Raw genomic sequence first — 20821 nt, 5'->3', positions numbered from 1 at the left:
GGATTGACCATGTCAAATGAAAATACAGCAATTGACTCCATCGCAGAGGATTCCGTAACGGATATTCCAACTTCCACAGAACGGTTTCTGACATTTATGTCCGATGGTCTTACCATTGGAGTCAGCACAAATTATGTGACAGAGATTATTACCAACCATACGATCACCATCATTCCACTGGTGGCGGATTATGTAAAAGGAATCATCAATCTTCGGGGACAGATCATCCCGATCATTGATATCCGTCTCCGCATGGGCAAACCGTCCATCGACTATACAAGTACAACCTGTATCATCGTCCTGAACATTGATGATACCAACCTTGGCATCATTGTAGATTCGGTACAGCAAGTCATCGACATTGACAAAGCTCAGATTTCTCCTGTTCCGACGGAAAATCATCAGGAACTGATCAATGGGATGATCTCGCTGAGCGAACGCTCCGTGCTCCTTTTTCTTAATCACGAACAGCTTGCCCGGGTTTACTGATCCTTATATCTTCAGTATACATAAAAAGGAGTCCGACCAATGCTAACAATTACCGAAACTGACTTTCAACGCCTTGTACGATTTGTCAAGCAGAATTATGGGATCGATCTGTCAAAGAAGAAGCAGTTGATTCTCGGACGATTATCAAACACGATTTTATCCATGGGTTTTCCGTCGTTTCAGGCATATGTGGATCATCTGATCCGCAACCAGAAACCGGAAGATCTGGAACTGATGTTAAACAAGCTTACGACAAACTACACTTACTTCATGCGTGAGGAATCTCATTTTGAGTTTTTTACAGATGTGATACTGCCTTATCTGCTCCAGACGAAAAAAGACCGTGTGCTTAGTATCTGGAGCGCCGGTTGTGCTTCCGGAGAAGAACCATATACCATTTCAATGATTTTAAAAGAATATCTCGGATCAAAAGCATCCATGTGGGATACCCGCGTCCTTGCGACCGATATTTCCCAGAATGCATTGAAAGCCGCAGCCAACGCGGTATATGACGAGACATCCTTAAGAAACCTGCCTGCCGGATGGAAAAGTAAATATTTCCGTTCCGCAGGTTCGCCGGGACTTTACACAGTATCGCCGGAAATTAAATCTAACGTGATATTCCGTACTTTTAATCTTATGGATCCGATTCGTTTTCGTCTAAAATTTGACGTTATTTTTTGCAGGAATGTGATGATCTACTTTGACCAGGAAACAAAAAATTCCCTTGTGAACCGTTTCTACAACGCTACGAATCCGGGAGGATATTTATTGATCGGTCATTCGGAAAGCCTGAACAAAGAAAGTACGCCTTACAAATATCTCCGACCTGCAACTTACCGGAAAGAGTAATCCAAAAAATCCTGTCAGTAGTTGCCACACTGTCTTTCTAAATTTTCAGAGAAAGTGTGGCATTCTCTTTTCTTATTTAGATTTATCAAATCGCAATGAAAGGAATGATACTATGCCATCCAAAACAATTAAAGTATTCGTCGTCGACGATTCTTCTTTATTTCGTAAAATGATCATCGACTATTTGTCGTCCTGTCCGGATATCCAGGTAGTCGGATATGCATTTAACGCTTATGACGCCTGCAAAAAAATCCCGGTTTTAAAACCCGATGTGATCACAATGGATGTGGAAATGCCCGGGTTAAACGGAATTGATTTCTTAAAAGATTTTCTGCCTCTGCATCCGATCCCGGTTGTTCTGGTATCTTCTCTGAATCTGAACGTATTCGATGTACTTTCAGCCGGCGCCGTTGATTTTGTAAGGAAACCGGATATGAATATTGTTTCCAAAGAACAATTTTTCTCCGCTTTAAATTCCAAAATCCACATCGCTTCATTTGCAAAAGTAAGATGTGCTTCCCGTAAACGGACCACATCAACTGCCGCTTCTACCACTACCGCGCCAAAAAAGCCTCTGTTCGCCGACAAACAGCTTTCATTCCAGTCCACGGTCATTGCGCTTGGCGCATCTACCGGAGGTACGGAAGCGACTCTTGCAGTTTTAAAACAGCTTCCTGCCGATATTCCCGGCATGGTCATCACACAGCATATGCCCGAGGGATTTACCGCCATGTATGCACAGCGCCTCAATAAACTGTGCCAGATGGAGGTTCGTGAAGCGAAAAACGGCGACCAGATCCACCCCGGACTTGTACTGATCGCGCCCGGTTCCCAGCAAATGGAAGTCGTTCGCTCTGCAAACGGCGGTTATGCCGTCCGTTGTTTTTCCGGACAAAAGGTCAGCGGTCATATGCCGTCTGTGGACGTTTTATTCCGTTCCGTTGCCAAAAATGTAGCCGGCAACAAGATCGGGATCATCATGACCGGTATGGGAAAAGACGGAGCGGAGGGATTATTGGAAATGCGCAAAAAGGGAGCGTTCACGATCGGGCAGGACAAAGCCTCCTGCGTGGTCTACGGAATGCCGATGGTTGCCTACAATATCGGAGCGGTATCTATCCAGGCAAGCTGCGAACAGATCCCGTCCGTATTGCTAAATCATTTAAAAAAATCATCCTGATATTATTATTTTTTCCGTTTTAACCGATATTTAATATAGTTAGTAATTTATTGCGATTGTTTTCTTTATAGTCTGACATAGAAAGGAGTCCTGTATGAAAATTTCAAATGCTAATAATCTAACGCCTGGCTATGCCGGTCTTAATATCCGCACAAAAGGGCACTCCAGCTCTTCGCTTCCTAAAAACGACGAGAAATCTTTTGATGCGATTTCGATCCAGTCTGAACCGAGACAGATTGCCGAGCGGACATTTGCCGCCGCGATCTCCAAAGAACTGGCATCCGACGTTCGGATTCCGGTTTCGGACGCCAGACTGAACGAACTAAAGGAGCAGATTTCTTCCCATACTTACAAGATCGATGCTTCTGCGATCGCATCACGGATGCTTCTGTGCAAGGAGGCGGTTGAATAATGGATCATTACACAGAATTCATCTCTCTGATACATGATTTTATCGATCTGTTCCGATCGCTGACCACGGTGGAACAGCAGAAACTCGATGCAGCGGTAGCAAACGATCTTTCCATCCTGGAAGATTGTATGAAAAAGGAACAGGCATTTGTGCTCCGTCTGCGCGGACTGGAGCAGCAGCGTGATACCCTTCAGAGAAAGTTGAAGATGAAGGATTTAAAGTTCAGAGAGATCTTATCCAGAGTTCCGGATGAAGTAAAAGAAGAACTCACTCCTTTATTTCAGGAACTTTCCGAAAAAGTGCGTATATTCCAATCGATCAATGCAAGCGCACAGGATGCGATCTCTGTGAATTTACACAAGATCCGGTCTGTTTTAAATTCCGGTCAGCCGGATGCCGGCGTATATTCCGCATCCGGTACAAACAAACCAGATGAAACACATTTCACGAATCGTTTTGTTTAACAATAGTTTAAGGAGGATTTTGTTCGTATGATACGTTCTACATTTGCCGGCTTTACAACTGCACAATTGGCCATGTCTGCCAGTCAGCGCGCGCTGGATGTTACCGGTCAGAATATTGCCAATATCAATACCCGTGGTTATTCCAAACAGCGTTTGGAGATCAGCAGTCTGAATAACAACGGCGCAAGTTTTTACAGCTCAAAGAATGGCGCAAAAGTCGGATATGGTGTCGAAGTTACCGGGATCTCCCAGCTCAGAGATCCGTTTTTGGACGTTCAGTACCGCAACCAGATGAGTAAGCTCGGTACAACCGACTCATTGGCTGCAGGATATGAGCAGCTTACCGGTATTTTTGACGAGGCAAGTCTGGACGGCGTCCGCGCCGCACTTCGCGATATCTCATCCGCACTGCAGAAATATTCGGAAGAACCGAACGCAAAAGAGATCGACACAACCGTTCGTTCTAATATGCAGATTCTTCTGAATCTTTTCCATGATAACGCAAAGCGGTTACAGGATATCACGGATGAGATGACAAATGACTTCCAGTCCAATGATGTTGCCGACGTCAATCAGATGCTGGAAAATATCGCAGAGCTCAATAAAAACATTAAAAACAGTCAGGTGCTCGGAAATCCGGCTCTTGAACTTCAGGATCAGAGAAATGATCTTCTGGATCAGCTTGCAAGTTATCTCCCGCTCTCTGTAAAATATGAATCCCGTGAGATCGCTCCCGGTCAGTTTCTGGAAGTTCCGAACGTTTACTATACCGGAACCGACGGACAGACTTTCACCTTGGTAAGCGATACAGACTGCGGATCTCTGAGCGCCGACATTTCCGGACATCCGGTCCGTCTCTCGATCACCGGCGCCAACGGAAGCGGCACTGCCGACATTACCGATACGATCCCGTCCGGTACGCTCAAGGGGACGTTAGATATCCTGAATGATTCCGGTGCTTTCGACAAGGGCGGTTCCTCTGTGAACGGACTCGGATATTATCAAACAACTTTGGATTCCCTCGTCAAAACATTTGCAGAGACATTCAATGCTTTGAACATACCTGTTAAGAAAGATCAGAATGGAAATTACACGGTCGATAAGAATGGCGATCCGATCCTTGAGGATGTTCCGGCTAAGATGTGTCCACTATTTGAAAAGATCGATCCAAATGCCGATTTCAGTGCTTCCAACATCAAGATCGCAGACGGCTGGATGCGCAGCGATTATGGGATTACGATTTCCAAGAAAGTGGTAAACGGAGAAATCGGTTCTACCGATACCAGTAACATTCTAAATATGATCAATGCCTTAAAAGATCCGCAGAAGTTTGAAAGCAACGGCGTGTCCTTTTTCACCGGCAGCTTTTATGACTGCTTTGCCAGTCTGGAAAATACACTGGCTATTGATTTAAAATCTGCCAACACTACAGTGCAGAATCAGATTTCTGTATTAAAACAGACGGCAAGTACAAGAGACGGCGTTTCCGGCGTCCAGTTGGATGAAGAGGGTATGGATCTGATGCATTATAACCAGTCTTATACTGCCGCGGCCCGACTGATGACCACGCTGGATGAAGCGCTGGATACTTTGATCAATAAGACCGGCATTGTCGGAAGATAATAAGGAGGAATCAAAAAATCATGCGAATTACTACGAATGCTATCCTGCGTAATTATCGTTCCAATCTTGGAACTTCCATGGCGAATCTGGACACTGCCCGGAACAAAGTCATGACCGGACGTCAGTTTGTTTCTTCTGCGGAGAATCCCGGAAGTGCGCTTCGCGCCGCTACACTGGAACGAAAATATGTAAAGAATCTTGATTATATTTCTACGGCTCAGAATACACAATCCTTTTTGGATTCGCAGGAAGACGCCGCTATGCAGATCAGCGATCTTGCCCTGACTTTAAGCAAGCAATATGGTCTGGAAGCATTAAATGGCACCAATGCCGACGCCGAGACACGAAAAACATATGCGGACGCATGGAGAGGCGCACAGGAAAGCCTGCTCCTGAGCCTGAATGCCTCCTATGAGGGACGTTATGCTTTTGGCGGAGCCGATGCGGCAACTCCGCCGTTTTCCCTGACGACGGATGCCAATGGCAAACAGATCCTGACTTATCGCGGTGTCAATGTAGACCCGGACCCGAATGATCCGGATTATCAGAAAACAATGGATACTTTAAAGCAGCTCTCGGAAGAAAGTGTGTATCTTGATCTGGGATTTGGTCTTACTGTCAATGACAAGACCGGCGAGATCGATCCGTCCAGCGCTTTTAATACAAGCCTGCCTGGTATCAATGTTGCCGGATATGGAAAAACAGCCGACGGCACAACAAAAAATATGGTTCTCCTTGCAGGTCAGATCGCCGATACCCTTGAAAAAGAACCTTTCGATCAGGCTGAATTGGAAAAGCTTCTGAACGCTTTTGATGACGGACGCAATAACGTTCTGGAACAAGTGACAACATTGGGAACAAAATCCCAATTCCTTACCGCAACAAAAGACCGGTTGGAGACCGATAAGCTGAATCTGACAACACAATTAGACAATGTAGTTAATATCGACATGGCGGACGCGATCACTCAGTATTCCTGGGCTCAATACGCTTATAATGCCGCACTGAAAGTCGGAACCAGTATTTTCTCTCCATCCTTTATTGATTTTATGAAATAGTACATATACATTCATGTATATAAATCATTTATGACAGGGGGGATCTGTATGGAACAATTACTCAAAATCACAACCATTCCTTTGGAATATCAATTAAAAATCCAGAATGCCCGTTTAGAATACTCCAACTCTACTGCCTCTTTGGATATGGACAGAACTCCTGGCGAATTTTCGATCAAGAGTCGTCCGGCAAAACTGAATCTGGACACTTATGAAGCCAGAAATTCTGTTGTACCAACCTTAAAACGCAGTATTTCACAGACTGCCCAAAAAGGATTGCAAGCGGCACAACAGGCAACCGCACAATATGCGCAGGAGGGACAACAATTGCTAAAACCTGGAGATGGAGGCGAACTGCTCGGACAGATTTTCAGACAGCGGACACAAATGCCTACCGGAGAATTTCAGTTGGGATTTATCCCGTCTGCTCCTGTAAATATTACCTATCAGGAACCTGATCTGACATTAAACTATGAAATGGATAAATTAACATTCGATTTAAAAGTTGCACAGGGAGATTTCCAATTTATCCCCGGAAATATCGAAATGTCGATCACGCAGCATCCGGATGTGCATATCGAATATGTCGGGGATCCGCTTTATGTCCCCCCAAGCGCCGCTCCAAATTACAAACCATTAGACGTAAGGGCTTAATGCCCTTACGTTTCTTTCTACGGAGGTATAAAGATGAAAATAAATGCAAAATATTTCGGTTCGCTGTCTTATGATCCAGAAGATCTTATCTACTTACCGGATGGATTGTTTGGATTTGAATCCTATAAGAATTTTCTTCCGCTCCCTTTCCACGAGACAACCGATTCTCTTCTTTCTTTCCAGAGCACAGATGATGAGACACTTTCTTTCATTTTGATGAATCCTTTTCGCTTTTTCCCCGACTATTCCCCGGTGTTATCCGAAAAGGACAAAAAAGACTTGAATCTTACATGTGAGGACGATATTTCTTACTATGTGATCTGTGTGCTGAATGAATCTTTAACTGACTCTACGGTTAATCTGAAAGCTCCTTTGGCGATAAACGTCCGGAACCGAACCGGAAAACAGATTATTCTGGACGAACCTGCTTACAGCTTTAAACACGCAATACCTGCAAACGGGAGGGAGTAAATACTATGCTTATATTACAACGTAAAAAAGGGCAATCATTGACTATCGGTAATGAAGTGACGATTACGATCTCCGAAATCAGTTCCGACTCCGTAAACCTTGCGATCAACGCCCCAAGGGACGTCCTCATTCTCCGGTCTGAGCTTGTGAAAGCCGCTGAAGAGAATAAAGCCGCCGCCAAAACCATTCCGTTGCAAATACTCAGCCAATTATTAGACGATCCGAAAATCTAAGAAAAGATGGGACAAATACTCCATAGACCTGTGCCCAGTTCCGGATCGTTGCTGTCCATTTTTTCGTAGCTTCAAAATATCCCCAAAACATGCAACTTCCCCTCAGCCAAAAAAAGAACGGGGATTTCCGCTCCTGACAGAAATCCCCGTTCTTTCATTACATTATGAATTTTCTTCAATATGCTTCGCAACTTTTACATCTTGCTTTTTAATGTGATTGATCAGCCATCCTGCCACATCAGAATTGATTTTTCCAACCAATGCGACACTCGAGCCTTCCTTTTCCAATCTTTCATTAATTTCCTTTACTGTCTTTTTAAAACCTTCGTGCATTTTCTTATGGTTCACACGATCCGGATAAGCATACTGCTTCTGCAATTTTTCTTCGTCAGCGAAATGTTTATCGGTATACTCCGTCAAGAACTGCGCAGCAGAATGGATTTCATCACGTCCTTTCCCCAAGGAACATGCTTCCAGTAAATTATTGATTCTTCGGATAAATTCTTTGTGCTGACTGTCAATCAACTGATTTCCTGTTTCCAAACTTTCATCCCATTCATATCGTTTTACCTTTAACGCCTTTCCTGAAGTCGGCGCTAAATTTCCAGACGGCACGACAGTGGCTGCAGAACTTGTCAAGGCTGTCGGATGATAAACAGATTTTTGATGAGAAGATGTAGGTGTTGCTGCATAAACGCTGTCTTTTCTTAAATTAAATACTTCTACCAGATTCTTGAGCGTCTGTGCCTGTGCTGACAGTTCCTCACTCGCCGCTGCACTCTCTTCTGCAGTAGCCGAATTTGTCTGGACGATTCCGGCAATCTGGTCTACTCCCTGACGTACCTGGAAAATAGACTCCGCCTGTTCCGCTGCCGAAGTAGAAATATCGTCTACATAGGTTACAACAGTTCCAGCGCTTTCCACAGTCTCTACAAGAGCCTGTGCCGTACGATTTGCTATATCTGTTCCATTATTGACAGCTTCAATTGTTCCCTCGATCAGACCCGTTGTGTTTTTAGCTGCCTCAGCGCTCTTAGATGCCAGATTCCGCACTTCATCTGCAACAACTGCAAATCCACGTCCTGCTTCCCCTGCACGCGCAGCTTCTACCGCCGCATTCAACGCCAGAATATTCGTCTGGAATGCAATATCTTCGATTGTTTTGATAATCTTCCCGATATCTTCCGACTTATGACTGATCACAGACATCGCCTGGATCATTTCCTGCATCTGATCATTGGATACTGTCAATGCATCCTGTGCAGAATTTACCTTCTCACTAGCTTCTTTTGCATTATCCGCTGTCCGCTTGATATTTTCAGAAATCTCCGTGATAGTTGCCGCAAGTTCTTCTACAGAACTTGCCTGTTCTGCAGACGCTTCAGAGAGATTCTGTGCTCCGGAAGATACCTGATCGGATCCCTCGGCTACCTGCTCTGAAATCTGCTGAACCTGTGTCAATGTATTACTCAGATTATAATTCATCTGCCGAATGGATGTCAGAATCGGAGTCAGATCTCCTTTATAAATCTCATCTTCAGTCTGGAGATCAAAATTCCCTTTTGCCATCTCTCCCATCAGACGGGTAAGATCATGGATCACTTCTTCCAAAACACTGCAAGTCTTTCCTACACTGTTGACCAATGCTCCAAGTTCATCTTTCGACTCGTAGGTAAGTTCCTGTTTCATATGTCCATCAGCAATCCCTACCATTGCATTTACAACCTCTGTAACCGGCTTCACAATTGCTTTTGTCACTTTCAAGCAGATCCACATTCCAATTGCAATTGCTACCGCTGTCATGAACATCAGCATAAACAAGGATTTATTGGTTCTATCCATACTCTCCGTCATTGTCTTTGTACGGATCTGTTCCGTCTCCTCATTCAGAGGTGTCACAAACTTAACCGCTTTATCCAAAGCAGGGGTACATTCTTCCAGAACGACCTCTTGTGCTTCCTCTCTCTTGTTCTCATTCAGTAATGAAAGAACTTTATCCCCAATATCAAACCATCCTTCCATTGCATTCTGATACTCATTCAGCGCATCCTGATCCAAAACATCCATTGACTGAAGTGTCTCAAAATTATTCTTGATTGTAGCGATATTTTCCTGTACTTTTGCAGTTTTTTCCGCATAATCACGGTCATCTTTTTCAATAACCATATCCCGGAGATAACGTGCTGCTACATTACTCTCAATCCGGTTATCTTTAATCAGGTCATCTGCTTTTAACGAACCCACCATAAAATTTTCAAGATTTTCATTCGTCTTCTTTAACTGGAACATGGAAAATACAGCTATCAAAACAGTCATGATCAGTACAATTCCATAACCGACCAATAACTTTTTCTTTACTTTTAAATTATTAAACATCTTTCCTATCCTCTTCCTTAGTACTTGCTGTAATTGTCATAAGTTGATGCAACTGGCTGATAGTTCTCTTCCTGATAGCAGCTGTTGTCCATCACAGGCTCGCTATACGCCACTACTCCAACACCGTCTTCCCGTAATTGGAAACGGCTTACAAGTCCTTTGAGAATCTGAGACTGACCGGATAATTCCTCACTTGCGGCCGCACTTTCTTCCGCAGTTGCAGAGTTAGTCTGAACCACACTGGAGATCTGATCCACGCCCTGTGTTACTTCAGCAACTGATTCTGCCTGCTGTTCTGCTGCATCTGTAATCTTCTCAACCGTATCCACAGCTCTCTTTGTGCTTTCCACTGTCGCATAAATAGCGGACGCTGTCTGCTCTGCGATTCTCGTTCCATCTTCCACCGCCACAATTGAACCTTCAATCAAGAGCGTCGTATTCTTTGCCGCTTCTGCACTCTTAGAAGCCAAATTCCGTACTTCATCCGCTACAACTGCGAAGCCTTTTCCTGCTTCTCCGGCTCTTGCCGCCTCTACTGCTGCATTCAACGCAAGAATATTGGTCTGGAATGCAATATCTTCAATTGTCTTGATAATCTTTCCAATTTCACTGGATTTGGAACTGATTTCCTGCATTGCCTTCATCATCTCTTCCATACTCTCATTGGAACGTGATAATTCTCTTCTTGCATCTTCCACTTGATTTTTCGCTTCTTTTGCATTATCCGCCGTCATTCTTACCTGATCAGAAATCTCATTGATTGTAGCCGCCAGTTCTTCCACAGAACTTGCCTGCTCGGTTGCCCCCTGAGATAATCCCTGCGCTCCAGAAGATACTTGCTCAGATCCGCTTGCCACTTGATCTGCCGCATCATTAATCTGAGATAATGTACTGCTTAAGTTCTTATTCATTCTTCGGATAGATTCCAGAATCGGCCGGAAATCACCAACATACAGATCCTCTGCTCTTGTCTTGATATTAAAGTTTCCGTTTGCTATTTCATCCATCAAGTAGGTAAGATCAGACACCACTCCGTGAAGTCCCTGACTGGTAACACGGAAACTCTCGGCGAGAATACCAAGTTCATCTTCCGATTCGTATTCAATATCCTGATCCAAGTATCCTTGCGACATCTTGCCATATGCACTTTCTAACTCTGCAATTGGTTTGGTAATACCGCGTACCAGATAGAACATAACTACCACAGCAATCATCAATAAAACCGCAAAGATCCCCAAAATCATCCATACAATTTTTTCTCCGACCCGAGTAGCAGCTGCATTAAAGTTTGCGGCATCCACGGAATACTGCTGATACACTTCTTCTGCTGCGTTGGCACACGCCTTAATCGCCGGAACATACTCCTCAGACAATACTTCTTCCGCTTCATCCCACTCTTCTTCTTCCATCAGATCCATGATTCTTCCACGGATTTCCACGATCTTATCACTGATCTGCTTCACCTCATCCAAGGATTTCGACTGATCTGCATCCATATCAGCCAACTTTTCCATACTGTTAGCCGCCTCTTGTGCTACTGTGTCAAGCGCATTTCTGTCTACTTTCTTTTCCAATATATCATTGGACAAAAGCGATTCGATCTCATACACTTTTCTAGAAAACTCCAGTGCCTCTGTGGATTCTACAAACGGTCCTTCATACATATCGTTCGTAAGATTTCCCATTTTTCTTACAGATAAAATGGAGATTGCCATCAGAATAATAGAAGCTACGATCGTAACTCCGAATCCTAAAACCAATTTTTTACCTATCTTCATGTTCTTCATCTTCCGGTATTCCTTTCTTTACTTTTTTGTTGATCTTATTTATAATCTTAGTCTTCATTTCTGCCATACGCGCATGGATCTGCTGTCGTTTCTCTTTAATCCATACTTTCGCAGACTTTCTAAAGACTCGGATTCCTCTAATTCCCCAGCAAATCCATAATAACTGTGGGATTTTATGTAAAATTGGGAAAAACTGCATCATATATTCCTTGCTTGGGAACATCCACGCTCGTTGCTTTTTTACCCATTCTTCATCTCGGTCTCTCTGATAAAAATCAACACGAGTCTTTTCATAAGGAATGATTTTTGAATCAAGCCGCCGATCTTCCATTCCTTTTGAAAAAATATATTCTTCCAATTGAAATACAGTTCCGGTGTCGACTTCTCCTCCTTGTCCAAACCATAGAGATGCGAGAATATTTAGCTGTTTTGCAAATTCTGTCAATCCCGCCTTTTCCAGCAATTCTTCTATAAACCTTCTCTCGTTGGTTATTGCCGGATTCTGTATGTAGTAATAATAATCCATGACATCCCTCATCTTCAGTTCCCCCATCATATAGGCGTCTACCCATCTGCCAAACTGATACAAAAACTGCATGGAGAGATTCCAATTCTTTATCCCCGCCTTCCTGTTTCCATGAAAATACTTTTGGGCTGCGTGTGTCAGGTGTTTATACAAAATCTCATTTCCCAGCGGAATCTCATCATAAAAAATCACCCGGATCCCCGGAACCCGAAAATATAGTCGTCCATGATTCGTTCTGTTCACCTGCTGTTCATAATCCATACTGTTCATGATATTATAAACTTTTCCCATATCCTTTGGCGATACAAGAAACTCGAGGCTAAACGTATACCCCATTTCACTTTTCGGATACATAGAACGAATTTCCACCCCTCGGAGAAGTACTCCTTGAACCTGATGTCTGTTCATCTGCCACAAAATAACTTCCAAAGCGTTTTTATAACTTTCTTCCAACAGAACCTCTTTATGGTACTTACTGTAAAACGTTTCCTCATCCGCAGCCGAAAGTGTCTTTTCCACCCCCAGTGTTCCATAATATACAGGACTTACAACACGATGGAATTCTGCAAGTCTCAAAAGTTCCCTCCACGATATTCCTTTCCGTGGAACAGCCACTTTCTTTCCATTGATTACAGAGGATAACACCATAACCAAAAATCTGTTCTCATAGCTAATGCCTCTCACCTCTCTTCTCGAAAAGCATGACACAGTATATCTATCGGATATTTTTATAAAATATTAATGTTTTTTTCTAATTTATTCTCCCTTTCCTGCAAAACTCTCCGTTCTTCAAATATATCCATCGCTTTCTGATTATAAATCGCATTTTTTTCATCTGCTACCAACGCACCTGCTACGAGCGTGATCACCCGTTTCCGCATGATCGTAACCAATTCTCTTGCGTGAGTCGCAATGATCAAAGTCTTCCCCTGTCTGTGGATCTCATTAAACAAAAGCATCATATCCCACGCTGCATCCGGGTCCAGATTTGCAGTCGGCTCATCGGCAATCAGAACATCCGGATTTACCACCATTGCTCTCGCAAGCAGCATCCGTGCCTGTTCCCCACCAGAAAGTTCCTTCGGATAAGCATATGCTTTTTCTGCGATTCCTACAAGTCCGAGCGCCCGCATGATTTTTCGCTTCATCCCCTTTCCTCCCTGCTCCACTGCATAAAGAGCAAGGGCAACATTTTCATATACCGTCATGTTATTGAGCATCCCGATCTCAGGCGACATAATTCCCAGTCTTCTTCTATAATGAGGAATCTCTTTCTCCTTTAACACCCCCAAAGCTTTCTGAAATCCAAAAACGTTTCCTGCTGTCGGTTCCTGCTGCTTTATCAGCAATTCTAACAATGTACTTTTCCCCGCGCCGCTTTTTCCGGTCACAAAAACAAACTCTCCTTTTTCAATCTGGAAAGAAATATCTTCTAAAGCAATCTGCTCCTGAAATACTTTTGTAACATGATCAAATACAATTTCTGCCATTTTTCCTCGCCTGCTACCGCAAAAATTCATTCTCCAAACACTATACTGTTTTCCCGGCATTTCGTCAATCGTACCAATCAAAAAATCTGCCGTATCAAATCCCACTTCCGGAAATCTCTTCCCGAAAGTGTAGATTTTTCTACGGCAGACTGTTCATCTTAATATGCTGTTATTCTTCATAATAAGAATCTTTGCCTGCGACTCTCCGACTTAACGCACGATCAATCCTACGTATATTTTCCATTGTATGGTTTCTTTGTCTGCTGATCATACTGATCCGCTCAGCCTCGGATTCTTTTCGCTCAGAAAGCTGCTCTCCCTCCAAAAGCCGTTTGATATCATTCTTTAAGTCGTCGTCCATACTCTCGAGCAATTCGCTGATTGCTCGCTTTGCCTGTGAAACCCGTTCCATTTCGGACTGACGCATCTCAAGGATAAGATTCGCAGATTTCCGGTCACTATGATTCAACGTTTCTTCCAGTTCACAGGTAAGTCTTTCAATCTCTACGATCTCGCGATATTCTCGATAAACCAGTTTCAAGATTTCTTCTAGCATTTCCTCTATATAACTCATACGATTTCCTTATATGCCGCTCGTCTTATTTGCTTCGCGAAATGCATCCCGTAATTCTATCACAAGAGGACGAAGTTCTTCGATTACTGTTTTTTTTCTGCCCGCCTGTAATCTACTTATCTCGTATAGAAAGAAATCGTACATACGCTGCAAATCCCTGCTGATACTATACTCTGTATTTAACGTTTCCTGAAGATATTGTACGATCTCCTGCGCGCGTATTACCGAAGCGTCAAATATGTCAAACTCCTCTTTCTCCAATGCTAACTCCGCTTTCGTAAGGCGTTTGACCAGCTCATCATACAGCAAAAGTAACATCTCACCTCTGGTCATCGTATTGACTGACTGCATCTTGTATTGCTGATAACCATTCTGATACATATACTTATCCTTTCTTTACCATTCCATTAATAACCGCTGCCAAACTGTGAAAGCCAGCTGCTCTGACTGTTCATCTGTGCGATCACAGATTCCAGTGCGGTAAACTGTTTAATGTAACGGTCCTGCTCCATCTTCAAAGTATCCTGAAGACTTTCGATTCGGGCGTCAATTTCCTCTAACTGCTTGTAGACCGCATTCTGCGTAATACTTGCCGGCGATTTGATCGACCCTGCTCTCTCGATCAGGATTCCTTTCGGTTCTCCCAATGTCTTCGCATATTTGTCAAATGCTGTTTTCATATTTACCGCAATGCCCGCCTGGGAGACCACGTTTCCATCTTCATCTTTCACCGCTTCCTTGGTGAACATCTCTTTTACTCCCTCTGGGTCCGATTTCAGCGCTGCACGAAAAGCGCTTTCATCAAAAGAGAGTTTTCCATTATCTGATGTGGTACTCGATGTTGTGAGACCAATCTTTTTCAAAGCCGCCTGATCTGCCGGAGAAAGAACAAAACGCAGACTGTTGCTCAAACCTTTCAGATCGTTGTCATTAAACAAAAGTCCCTCTTTCGCCTTTTCCTCCCATGCTTCGATCTCGCTCTCGCTCAATTCTTTTTTCTGAGCTGATGTAAGCGGCGGGTAGTCCCGATTCGGCTTCGTTCGGGTCTCCTTATTAACAAGTTCGATGATCTCATTATACTCTTCGACCATCTTTTTGACCGTCTCCACGATCTTGTCCTCATCCACCTTCGCGTCAAATGTTACCGCTTCCGCTGACGGATCTAATTTCAGTTCACCGGTCGCCTCGTCTTTCACATATCCAAATTCCCCGTTGACAGAAATTGTCATGCCGTCTACTTTAAAGCTGTTGGAATCCCGGACCAGATCCATTGTCTGGTCGGAACCGGCGTATTTCACTGTGACAATGGCATCCTGACCGTCCGTCTTATTGAACTCACCAAAAATATTGGCGAAATCGCCGCCGACATCGATCTTACCACTGGCTCCGTTCGCCGTTGCCGAAAAAACGAACGAGTCGGAAGAATTCTGATAGGTGACCTGAACGCCCGCATCCGACTCATTGATCTTATCCATCAGCGTCCGTACAGTATCTTCCGCTTTCACTTCGATCGATTTTCCATTAATCTTAATTGTTGTAGGGAACGTCATATTTTGGGCGCCTGCCAGTCCTGATTCTGCAATTTTAGCGTCCAGATTTACCCGGTTAGACTCCCCGTAATTCATCTTAAACGCGCCATTCGCCCCCAACAATCCCACATCACCTGAAGATACAGCAAGAATCGAGGACTGATCCATTTTTCCATTCGGAGTCGTCGTCTGAAAACCGAGACTATAAAGTCCGCTTCCGTCTTCTTTTGCCTCCACTTTCACTCTGCCCGCTCCAAATGCATCGTCAAGCTGATCCTGCATGGATTCAGTCAGTTTATTCATGATCGCACTGTTCTCCTGTGCTTTCTCCAACTCTTCTTTCGTCGGCATCTTGATAGATTTGGACATTCCATTATAAGTAAATGTCAGTTCCTTTTCTGCAATTCTGTCGATAAAACTTGTCTTTGTATAAATGTCGTCTTCTGTAATATTCCGAACAGAAGAAAGCCCCTGCTCCGTAATATCCAACTCCTTAAACTCACTATCCGGTTTATCTTTGAACCCAAGATAAGATAACGCGCTGCCCCCGGTAAGTTTGAAAATATTTCCGGCATTTTCTTTATCTTTGAACACAATCTTATCGCCGCTTATCTCCACTTGCAAAACTTCGCTAAGTTTTTTACCTTTGCCAACTTCTATATCCTGAAATGCACGGTTCAGCGAATCGGCAATATTTCCAACCGTATCGTACTTGTACTCTTTTCCATTCGCGTCTTTTCCTGACGGCAATGTAATCGTATAATTCTTATCCGCATAATTAATCTTGATCGTAGATCCCGGGAGATTCTCTGCTTTTTGTACTTCCAAAGGATCGATCGCTCCCGTTTCCAGAGTCCGGTCTGACGCCGGAATCTTCGATGTCATCTGAGCCTTTCTCGCAAGCTGCTTTACTCCCAAAATCGAGAGCGTATCCGCCGTAGATGAAGTCCCGGATACACTTACATACTTACTGTTCGCTCCTAACGCCGTGATCAGATTCCTCCCCCAGAAACTGTTGCTGAATAAATTCGTCGAAGATGAATATGTAGATAAATACTTATCCGCAAATCCGATCATCTTGTCTGTAATCCCCCTGATCGCATTCTGCTCCCATTTCAGTAAATCCTTTTTTTGCTGCTGTTTATAAATCTTACTGGTCGTCCCCTGCGTCATGCCTTCAATCAGGGAATCCCGATCCAGACCGCTCGCCAAACCACCGTATCCTTTTAACCCGTTCAGGCTGCTGCTTGTTGTTCCGCTTAATCCACCTATACTTGCCATCTTGATCCTCTCCTTTGTTTTTATCGACAATTCCGGACGGAATTCTACAATTTTACTCTATACTTATTTATCGGCATATAGTATACTTTAAATAATAGTTATTTCATTTATGAATGGAGGAATTATTTTGACTACAATTATTGCGCTCACGAATCAAAAAGGCGGAGTGGGGAAGACAACCACATCCAGTGCGCTGGCTGCTGGTTTATCCTCTTTTTATAACAAAAAAGTCCTTGCGATCGATTTTGACCCTCAGGGCAGTCTCGGATTCAGTCTCGGACTTGACATTGAGAATTCCAGCACGATCTACGACGTTCTGAAAGGAAATGTTCCCATACAAGATGCGATCCAGACAACCGATTACTGCGACATTATCACATCAAACATTCTTTTAAGCGGTGCGGAACTGGAATTTACTTCCGCTGACCGGGAACTCTGTTTAAAAAAGGCATTGGCTCCTGTAATAGATCATTATGATTTCATCATTATAGATACTCCGCCGGCTCTGAACATCCTGACGGTAAATGCATACGTTGCAGCGGATCATCTGATCATCCCGATGGCACCCGAGATTCTAAGTCTTTTAGGTCTTACCCAGTTGAAAGAAACCATCGATTCCGTGCGTGAAAAGCTCAATCCATCCTTGAACGTACTTGGTCTGATTCTTACCAAATACAACAGACGTACGCTTCTTGCAAAAGAGGTCAAAGAGATGGCGGAAAATATCGCCGGACAGATTGGTTCCTGTGTCTTCCATACGCAGATCCGTGCCAGCGTATCTGTTGCAGAAGCGCCCGCTCACGGACTTAGCGTCTATGATCATGCTCCACGTTCCAATCCATCTCTGGACTACAAAGAGTTTGTAAAAGAAGTCATGGATAAAATTACCACGGTTTCTATGGAGACAAAATAATGGCAAGAAAAAGTAATAAAACGGCACACGTCTTAAATCTTTTATCCGGGCACGATACGAAAAAAGAGCCGGAAAAAGAACTGGAAACGGATGTGAAAAAGGACGCGGATCCGATATCGGAACAAGATTCCCAACCAAAGGACGCCCAACAACCGCACCCGGATCCGGAACCGACAGAAAAAATCCCACAGGGAAAAATATCTGTTCCCGATTCCCCCTCTGTCTCGATCATCGATCAGACGGAAAAAGATCCGGTGGCAGAACAGATTCAGGCAAATCTCTTTCAGGAATTTCAAAAAGAACATGATATGAATCCGGAAGAATCCCAAAAAGAATCCCGGGAAAAAGAGCCGGAAGCAGAACCGGTAGCCGAACCGGAATCAACGATCGTATCTGAACCAGAACCAGAGCCGGAATTTGTGCGGATCAATGTTATGGAGCGGATCGTCAGCGATAAGATCATTTATTTTATGCGTCAGTTTGAATGTTGTACCTGTGAGAAGTGTATTGCTGACACTATTGCCCTGACGCTGAACGGACTTCCGCCAAAATACATTGTTACAGAACCGGCAGCCGAAGCCCCGTTGCTTAGCTTCTATACCAACCATTTCATTTCCGAGATCACGGTGGAAGCAACGAAAGCATGTATGACTGTAAAAGAAACTCCAAGACATAAAAATGGTGCATCCTGATTCAATATAGGGGGATTGCCGGAACAATTCACAAATTGCCCGGCAATCCCCCTATGTTATCTTTTTATGCTTTTGCTACAACATTCTCCCAGATCTCGCTTACTTCTTCCACGCATTCCATATAAATCTGCGCCATTACGTTTGTCTGCAATCCCAATTCATCCGAAAGCTTCTTGATTTCCGTCCAGTCCGCTCTCTCATAAGCCAGGATCAGGTGATATAATGTTCCGGCTTCACCCTCGCCTGAGATCAGTGCTTTCTTCACTTCCTCAACGATCGGGATTTCATTTAAGATCTCCTCCATAGTCGCATCGATCATACATTCCAGTGTGGAAAACATTCCCATCAGATACGCGTCTGCCGGAGCGATCGGAAAATGTCCCATCTTCTTCACCAATGCCGCTGCAAAATTCGCCCGCATAAATGACGTTTTCATCAGTTCTTCCGTTCCGGATTCTTCCTTCCGAAAACTTAACAGATATACCCACTGTTTTAACTGGTTGATTCCAACCCGCATAATAGCCTGCCGTACGGAAGCAGTTCTGTGTTTTGCCGAAAAATAAGCTGAGTTCGCCATTTTCAGCAGCGCATAGGTCAGCGCGGCGTCTCTCGTCACGATCTGTTCCATCACTTCCATATCCGGCTCATCTTTTGTAACTTCCATGATCAGCTGGTAAAGATTTCCCTGAAGATATTCCATCTTCCCTACTTTTGATACCGATGTATCAGAAATATACGCGCCCTCTACATAATCTGTATGGATTTCTTTCGCAAGGAGAAACGCTTCTTTCGTATTGATGCTTGTAGCGATCACTTCTTTTCCGAATCCATGCGCCATATCCACCACATTTTCCAGGCTCCGGCGTTCCCGGTCTTCCTCTTCTCCGGTCACTTTCACTTTGACATAATCTACATATTCCAACATACTGAAATATTTCGGGATGAACCGGAAATCATTGATCGCAAAATGATACCCCTCTTCGCGGTATTTTTCGATCAGGATCGAAGCTAACGGATGGATCACAACATTGTCCTCTATCTGGATCACGATCATATCTTTGTCAAAGATCTTCGGTGTATTGCGGAACAAAAGCGTCGGCGTAAATGTCATAAACGTTTTCCGGTCCCGGAATATCTTACTTGAATTTTCAGTCAAAAAGGCGGTCATTGCGTTCGCTGCCGCACTGTCCACGCTGGAATTGTAGAGACTCTCTGCGTCGCTCTGCACCAGAAGTTCGTATCCCATAATCTCGCTTGTATCTGTCTTTTTAATCAATTGTCTGGCAATAATCTTCTCCATTCCACTATCTCCTTTCCAGCAACGTGTCCATGACTTCCACTAAATGACCAATTTCCGGCTTGGAAAGCTGCTCATCTGCGCCAAGCTGTTTTCCTTTGATCCGCATTTCACTGTTGATCAAAGAAGAGAAAATGATCAGCGGGATCCCTTTCATCTCCTCATCTGATTTCACCAGCTTCGTCAGATGATGCCCGTCCATCTCCGGCATCTCGATATCCGTAATAATCAAATCCGCACTTTCATCCAATGTGTTGTTCTTCTTCGCCGTTGTCAGATAATCCCATGCTTCTTTTCCGTTATTAAAATTGATCACATTCGTATAGCCTGCCTTTGCCAGGGAATCCATGATCATTTTGGTCAGCAAAATGGAATCTTCCGCTAAAACGATCTTTTCCTGCCGCTTGGAACGTTTTCCCATCTTTGTGATCTCTTCCACCTGGATTCCGGTCTCCGGAGCGATCTCCGCCACAATTTTTTCAAAGTCAAGGATCGTCACCAGATTGTCTCCGCACTGGGCGATTCCGGTTGCCACGCCCTCTTCCCCGTGAGTGATCGTTTTATCCGGTTTCTGAATATCTGTCCACGAGATTCTGCTGATCCCCACAACACTGTGAACGCGAAATGCAATATGCATTTTATTGAAGTTTGTAACGATAAATAAATCTCTCGGATGCTTTTCGCATTCCTGTTTCGTGAGATATTTCGGCAAGTCCACAACCGTCAGCAGGATCTCCCTCGGTTTAAAGATCCCCTCCACAGCGTTGTGGGAATGCGGGATCGGTTTTACCTTATCCGCCATCATGATCTCCCGAACCTTTGCCACATTGATGCCATACAGTTCGTCATTGATTGTGAACTGCATGATCTCAATCTCATTTGTCCCTGATTCCAATAATATCTTTGTATCTGCCATTTTC

Annotated in this window: 21 protein-coding genes; 12 read left to right on the top strand and 9 right to left on the bottom strand. The window is 43.9% G+C overall.

Features of this window, described 5'->3' with window-relative positions; all coding sequences use genetic code 11:
* Positions 1-9 precede the first annotated feature (9 nt).
* The 10 genes from WMO62_RS11115 to WMO62_RS11070 all read left to right on the top strand — a co-directional run bounded on the left by WMO62_RS11115 (position 10) and on the right by WMO62_RS11070 (position 7436).
* Positions 10-489 (top strand): chemotaxis protein CheW, encoded by a 480-nt coding sequence (locus tag WMO62_RS11115; RefSeq protein WP_349144678.1) that lies wholly within the window; start codon positions 10-12, stop codon positions 487-489.
* Between the two features lie 39 nt (positions 490-528).
* Positions 529-1341, top strand: a complete 813-nt coding sequence (locus WMO62_RS11110) for a CheR family methyltransferase (protein WP_349144677.1) — start codon at positions 529-531, stop codon at positions 1339-1341.
* Between the two features lie 112 nt (positions 1342-1453).
* Positions 1454-2521 carry a protein-glutamate methylesterase/protein-glutamine glutaminase gene (locus WMO62_RS11105; protein WP_349144676.1) on the top strand — a complete coding sequence of 356 codons (1068 nt, stop codon included), beginning with the start codon at positions 1454-1456 and terminating at the stop codon, positions 2519-2521.
* A 94-nt stretch (positions 2522-2615) separates the two neighbouring features.
* Positions 2616-2933, top strand: coding sequence for a flagellar biosynthesis anti-sigma factor FlgM (locus tag WMO62_RS11100; RefSeq protein WP_349144675.1), 318 nt, complete (start codon positions 2616-2618; stop codon positions 2931-2933).
* Positions 2933-3397, top strand: coding sequence for a flagellar protein FlgN (locus WMO62_RS11095; RefSeq protein ID WP_349144674.1), 465 nt, complete (start codon positions 2933-2935; stop codon positions 3395-3397). The genes WMO62_RS11100 and WMO62_RS11095 overlap by 1 nt, the downstream gene beginning before the upstream one ends.
* Before the next feature lie 27 nt (positions 3398-3424).
* Positions 3425-5020 carry a flagellar hook-associated protein FlgK gene (gene flgK / locus WMO62_RS11090; protein ID WP_349144673.1) on the top strand — a complete coding sequence of 532 codons (1596 nt, stop codon included), beginning with the start codon at positions 3425-3427 and terminating at the stop codon, positions 5018-5020.
* 20 nt (positions 5021-5040) lie between these two features.
* Positions 5041-6078: a flagellin N-terminal helical domain-containing protein gene (locus WMO62_RS11085; protein WP_349144672.1), complete on the top strand. Its 1038-nt coding sequence runs from the start codon at positions 5041-5043 to the stop codon at positions 6076-6078.
* A 48-nt stretch (positions 6079-6126) separates the two neighbouring features.
* Positions 6127-6732, top strand: a complete 606-nt coding sequence (locus WMO62_RS11080; RefSeq protein WP_009266767.1) for a DUF6470 family protein — start codon at positions 6127-6129, stop codon at positions 6730-6732.
* 33 nt (positions 6733-6765) lie between these two features.
* Positions 6766-7203: a flagellar assembly protein FliW gene (gene fliW, locus WMO62_RS11075; RefSeq protein WP_349144671.1), complete on the top strand. Its 438-nt coding sequence runs from the start codon at positions 6766-6768 to the stop codon at positions 7201-7203.
* Positions 7204-7208: 5 nt separating this feature from the next.
* On the top strand, positions 7209-7436 hold the full coding sequence (locus WMO62_RS11070) for a carbon storage regulator (RefSeq protein ID WP_349144670.1): 228 nt from the start codon (positions 7209-7211) through the stop codon (positions 7434-7436).
* Positions 7437-7598: 162 nt separating this feature from the next.
* On the opposite strand, the gene WMO62_RS11065 is transcribed toward WMO62_RS11070, so the two are convergent.
* The 7 genes from WMO62_RS11065 to fliD form a co-directional block, all read right to left on the bottom strand.
* Positions 7599-9812: a bacteriohemerythrin gene (locus WMO62_RS11065; protein ID WP_349144669.1), complete on the bottom strand. Its 2214-nt coding sequence runs from the start codon at positions 9810-9812 to the stop codon at positions 7599-7601.
* A 17-nt stretch (positions 9813-9829) separates the two neighbouring features.
* On the bottom strand, positions 9830-11590 hold the full coding sequence (locus WMO62_RS11060; protein WP_349144668.1) for a methyl-accepting chemotaxis protein: 1761 nt from the start codon (positions 11588-11590) through the stop codon (positions 9830-9832).
* Positions 11577-12773, bottom strand: coding sequence for a nucleotidyltransferase family protein (locus WMO62_RS11055; protein WP_349144689.1), 1197 nt, complete (start codon positions 12771-12773; stop codon positions 11577-11579). The genes WMO62_RS11060 and WMO62_RS11055 overlap by 14 nt, the downstream gene beginning before the upstream one ends.
* Positions 12774-12853: 80 nt before the next feature.
* Positions 12854-13615 (bottom strand): cell division ATP-binding protein FtsE, encoded by a 762-nt coding sequence (locus WMO62_RS11050; protein WP_349144667.1) that lies wholly within the window; start codon positions 13613-13615, stop codon positions 12854-12856.
* A 169-nt stretch (positions 13616-13784) separates the two neighbouring features.
* A complete protein-coding gene (locus WMO62_RS11045) occupies positions 13785-14189 on the bottom strand; it encodes a hypothetical protein (protein WP_009266712.1) in 405 nt (134 codons plus the stop codon).
* A 9-nt stretch (positions 14190-14198) separates the two neighbouring features.
* Positions 14199-14570: a flagellar export chaperone FliS gene (fliS, locus tag WMO62_RS11040; protein ID WP_349144666.1), complete on the bottom strand. Its 372-nt coding sequence runs from the start codon at positions 14568-14570 to the stop codon at positions 14199-14201.
* A 26-nt stretch (positions 14571-14596) separates the two neighbouring features.
* Positions 14597-16999 carry a flagellar filament capping protein FliD gene (fliD, locus tag WMO62_RS11035; protein WP_349144665.1) on the bottom strand — a complete coding sequence of 801 codons (2403 nt, stop codon included), beginning with the start codon at positions 16997-16999 and terminating at the stop codon, positions 14597-14599.
* A gap of 127 nt (positions 17000-17126) precedes the next feature.
* Here fliD and WMO62_RS11030 point away from each other — a divergent pair, with 127 nt between their 5' ends.
* Positions 17127-17912: a ParA family protein gene (locus WMO62_RS11030; RefSeq protein WP_349144664.1), complete on the top strand. Its 786-nt coding sequence runs from the start codon at positions 17127-17129 to the stop codon at positions 17910-17912.
* Positions 17912-18604, top strand: coding sequence for a late competence development ComFB family protein (locus WMO62_RS11025; RefSeq protein ID WP_349144663.1), 693 nt, complete (start codon positions 17912-17914; stop codon positions 18602-18604). Before WMO62_RS11030 ends, WMO62_RS11025 begins: the two co-directional genes overlap by 1 nt.
* A 64-nt stretch (positions 18605-18668) precedes the next feature.
* Here the strand turns inward: WMO62_RS11025 and WMO62_RS11020 are convergent, their stop codons facing one another.
* Positions 18669-19904 carry an EAL and HDOD domain-containing protein gene (locus tag WMO62_RS11020; RefSeq protein WP_349144662.1) on the bottom strand — a complete coding sequence of 412 codons (1236 nt, stop codon included), beginning with the start codon at positions 19902-19904 and terminating at the stop codon, positions 18669-18671.
* Between the two features lie 4 nt (positions 19905-19908).
* The gene (locus WMO62_RS11015) at positions 19909-20817 is read right to left on the bottom strand and encodes a chemotaxis protein (protein ID WP_349144661.1); all 909 of its coding nucleotides are present in this window, start codon (positions 20815-20817) and stop codon (positions 19909-19911) included.
* Positions 20818-20821 lie beyond the last annotated feature (4 nt).

It is taken from the genome of Hominiventricola aquisgranensis, from assembly GCF_040096225.1.
Taxonomy (GTDB): Bacteria; Bacillota; Clostridia; order Lachnospirales; family Lachnospiraceae; genus Hominiventricola; species Hominiventricola aquisgranensis.
The sequence above is the reverse complement of the archived record's forward strand: the minus strand, read 5'-3'. Positions and strand labels throughout refer to the sequence as shown.

What these genes read in the sequence shown, in the direction of transcription:
- WMO62_RS11025 (WP_349144663.1), top strand. Translation starts at nt 17,912, where the DNA reads ATGGCAAGAAAAAGTAATAAAACGGCACACGTCTTAAATCTTTTATCC.
- WMO62_RS11050 (WP_349144667.1), bottom strand. Translation starts at nt 13,615, where the DNA reads ATGGCAGAAATTGTATTTGATCATGTTACAAAAGTATTTCAGGAGCAG.
- WMO62_RS11065 (WP_349144669.1), bottom strand. Translation starts at nt 9,812, where the DNA reads ATGTTTAATAATTTAAAAGTAAAGAAAAAGTTATTGGTCGGTTATGGA.
- fliS (WP_349144666.1), bottom strand. Translation starts at nt 14,570, where the DNA reads ATGTATCAGAATGGTTATCAGCAATACAAGATGCAGTCAGTCAATACG.
- WMO62_RS11105 (WP_349144676.1), top strand. Translation starts at nt 1,454, where the DNA reads ATGCCATCCAAAACAATTAAAGTATTCGTCGTCGACGATTCTTCTTTA.
- WMO62_RS11070 (WP_349144670.1), top strand. Translation starts at nt 7,209, where the DNA reads ATGCTTATATTACAACGTAAAAAAGGGCAATCATTGACTATCGGTAAT.
- flgK (WP_349144673.1), top strand. Translation starts at nt 3,425, where the DNA reads ATGATACGTTCTACATTTGCCGGCTTTACAACTGCACAATTGGCCATG.
- fliD (WP_349144665.1), bottom strand. Translation starts at nt 16,999, where the DNA reads ATGGCAAGTATAGGTGGATTAAGCGGAACAACAAGCAGCAGCCTGAAC.
- fliW (WP_349144671.1), top strand. Translation starts at nt 6,766, where the DNA reads ATGAAAATAAATGCAAAATATTTCGGTTCGCTGTCTTATGATCCAGAA.
- WMO62_RS11095 (WP_349144674.1), top strand. Translation starts at nt 2,933, where the DNA reads ATGGATCATTACACAGAATTCATCTCTCTGATACATGATTTTATCGAT.
- WMO62_RS11115 (WP_349144678.1), top strand. Translation starts at nt 10, where the DNA reads ATGTCAAATGAAAATACAGCAATTGACTCCATCGCAGAGGATTCCGTA.
- WMO62_RS11020 (WP_349144662.1), bottom strand. Translation starts at nt 19,904, where the DNA reads ATGGAGAAGATTATTGCCAGACAATTGATTAAAAAGACAGATACAAGC.
- WMO62_RS11015 (WP_349144661.1), bottom strand. Translation starts at nt 20,817, where the DNA reads ATGGCAGATACAAAGATATTATTGGAATCAGGGACAAATGAGATTGAG.
- WMO62_RS11060 (WP_349144668.1), bottom strand. Translation starts at nt 11,590, where the DNA reads ATGAAGATAGGTAAAAAATTGGTTTTAGGATTCGGAGTTACGATCGTA.
- WMO62_RS11085 (WP_349144672.1), top strand. Translation starts at nt 5,041, where the DNA reads ATGCGAATTACTACGAATGCTATCCTGCGTAATTATCGTTCCAATCTT.
- WMO62_RS11055 (WP_349144689.1), bottom strand. Translation starts at nt 12,773, where the DNA reads ATGGTGTTATCCTCTGTAATCAATGGAAAGAAAGTGGCTGTTCCACGG.
- WMO62_RS11080 (WP_009266767.1), top strand. Translation starts at nt 6,127, where the DNA reads ATGGAACAATTACTCAAAATCACAACCATTCCTTTGGAATATCAATTA.
- WMO62_RS11110 (WP_349144677.1), top strand. Translation starts at nt 529, where the DNA reads ATGCTAACAATTACCGAAACTGACTTTCAACGCCTTGTACGATTTGTC.
- WMO62_RS11045 (WP_009266712.1), bottom strand. Translation starts at nt 14,189, where the DNA reads ATGAGTTATATAGAGGAAATGCTAGAAGAAATCTTGAAACTGGTTTAT.
- WMO62_RS11100 (WP_349144675.1), top strand. Translation starts at nt 2,616, where the DNA reads ATGAAAATTTCAAATGCTAATAATCTAACGCCTGGCTATGCCGGTCTT.